This is a genomic window from Photobacterium frigidiphilum (genome assembly GCF_003025615.1).
Classification (GTDB): domain Bacteria; phylum Pseudomonadota; class Gammaproteobacteria; order Enterobacterales; family Vibrionaceae; genus Photobacterium; species Photobacterium frigidiphilum.
The window spans coordinates 1-2102 of sequence record NZ_PYMJ01000101.1; the positions used below are offsets into that span (position 1 = coordinate 1).

A 2102-nucleotide genomic window follows, 5' to 3' on the forward strand; every position below is an offset into this window, starting at 1 on the left:
GCTTTCATTGGTCGTATTCCTGGTTCTATCGGTGAAGTTTCTACGCTAGCTATCATCCTTGGTGGTGCAATGATTGTGTACATGGGCATTGCTTCATGGCGCATCATCGCAGGTACTATGATTGGTATGATTGCGACAGCAACTCTGTTTAACATCATTGGTTCTGATACTAATGCACTGTTCAGCATGCCTTGGCACTGGCACCTAGTTCTAGGTGGTTTTGCATTCGGTATGATGTTCATGGCAACAGATCCTGTGTCTGCAGCATTTACCAATAAAGGTAAGTGGTGGTATGGCGCATTGATCGGTGCTATGGCTGTGATGGTTCGTGTGGTTAACCCAGCGTACCCAGAAGGTATGATGCTAGCGATTCTATTCGCTAACCTATTCGCACCTCTATTTGACAACCTAGTAGTTCAGGGCAATATCAAACGGAGGCTAGCACGTCATGTCAAGTAATAACGATAGCATTAAAAAAACGCTGATTGTTGTTGTTGCATTGAGCCTTGTTTGCTCAATTGTAGTATCAACTGCTGCGGTTGTTCTGCGTCCTCTTCAACAAGAAAATGCAGTGCTTGACGTTCAGCGAAATATCCTTTCAGTAGCTGGCCTACTGGATGATTCGACGAACATAAAAGAGTCTTACGCTCAGTTTATCGAGCCTAAGCTTGTTGATCTTAAAACCGGTAGCTTCGTTGAGCAATCTGAAGCTGGGCAAACGCCTGCTCAGTATAAGCAACGTACTGCTGCAAAAGATCCAGCACAATCAATTAAACTGTCTGGCGATCAAGACTTGGCGAAAATTATTCGTCGTGCCGATCTCGCAACGGTTTACTTGGTTAAAGATGCGAACAACAACATTGAAAAATTGATTCTGCCGGTTCACGGTACTGGTCTTTGGTCAATGATGTACGCATTTATTGCTGTTGAAACTGATGGCAACACGGTTGCGGGTATCACTTACTACGATCAGGGTGAAACTCCTGGGCTAGGTGGTGAAGTTGAGAACCCTAACTGGCGTGCTCAGTTTGTTGGTAAGAAGTTGTTTAACGACGACAACAAACCAGCAATTCGTATTGTTAAAGGCGGCGCTCCTGCTGGCGATCTATACGGTGTAGATGGTCTGTCTGGTGCAACCTTGACGGGTAATGGTGTACAACACACCTTCGACTTCTGGTTAGGTGACATGGGCTTTGGTCCGTTTCTAACTAAGGTTCGTGAGGGAGGCCTAAACAATGGCTGATACTAAAGAAATGAAAAAGATTCTGTTTGCGCCGTTTCTGGATAATAACCCGATTGCGCTTCAGGTTCTTGGTGTATGTTCTGCATTGGCAGTAACAACTAAATTGGAAACAGCGTTTGTTATGACGCTAGCGGTAATGTTTGTTACTGCATTTTCTAACTTATTTGTATCGCTAATACGTCATCATATTCCTAACAGTGTGCGTATCATTGTTCAGATGGCGATTATCGCGTCATTGGTAATTCTGGTTGACCAAGTACTTAAAGCGTTTGTTTACGATATTTCTAAGCAGCTTTCTGTATTTGTTGGCCTGATCATTACGAACTGTATCGTAATGGGTCGTGCTGAAGCATACGCAATGAAATCGGCACCACTACCGTCTTTTATCGATGGTGTTGGTAATGGCTTAGGCTACGGTTTTGTACTTATCACTGTTGCTTTCTTCCGTGAATTATTAGGTTCAGGCAAGTTGTTTGGTGTTGAGGTTCTACCTCTAGTTTCTGATGGCGGTTGGTATCAACCAAACGGCCTGATGTTGCTTGCACCGTCTGCTTTCTTCCTAATTGGTTTCATGATCTGGGCAATTCGTATTATTCGTCCAGCACAAGTAGAAGCGAAGGAGTAAGGGCAACATGGAACATTATCTAAGCCTTTTAGTTCGTTCGATTTTTATCGAGAACATGGCACTTTCGTTCTTCTTGGGTATGTGTACATTCCTGGCTGTATCGAAGAAAGTTAAGACTTCTTTTGGTCTAGGTGTTGCGGTAATCGTCGTATTGACTATTGCTGTACCTGTGAACAACTTAGTTTACAACCTATTACTGAAAGATGGTGCGATTGTTGACGGAGTGGATTTAAC

The 2102-nt window shown here is 43.6% G+C and carries 4 protein-coding genes; all 4 read left to right on the forward strand.

Features of this window, described 5'->3' with window-relative positions:
- Positions 1-459 (forward strand): RnfABCDGE type electron transport complex subunit D (locus tag C9J12_RS29850; RefSeq protein WP_193944728.1); only part of this gene is annotated, 459 nt, incomplete at its 5' end.
- Positions 449-1243: a Na(+)-translocating NADH-quinone reductase subunit C gene (locus C9J12_RS29855; protein ID WP_107247082.1), complete on the forward strand. Its 795-nt coding sequence runs from the start codon at positions 449-451 to the stop codon at positions 1241-1243. The genes C9J12_RS29850 and C9J12_RS29855, both read left to right, overlap by 11 nt.
- Entirely contained in the window at positions 1236-1868 is a 633-nt protein-coding gene (locus tag C9J12_RS29860) for an NADH:ubiquinone reductase (Na(+)-transporting) subunit D (protein ID WP_107247085.1), read from the forward strand. Before C9J12_RS29855 ends, C9J12_RS29860 begins: the two co-directional genes overlap by 8 nt.
- Positions 1869-1875: 7 nt before the next feature.
- Positions 1876-2102: Rnf-Nqr domain containing protein (locus tag C9J12_RS29865; protein ID WP_322348894.1), on the forward strand; the 227-nt coding region annotated here is incomplete at its 3' end.

Excerpts from the sequence above, each read along its gene's own strand:
- C9J12_RS29855 (WP_107247082.1), top strand. The coding sequence starts at position 449 with ATGTCAAGTAATAACGATAGCATTAAAAAAACGCTGATTGTTGTTGTT.
- C9J12_RS29860 (WP_107247085.1), top strand. The coding sequence starts at position 1,236 with ATGGCTGATACTAAAGAAATGAAAAAGATTCTGTTTGCGCCGTTTCTG.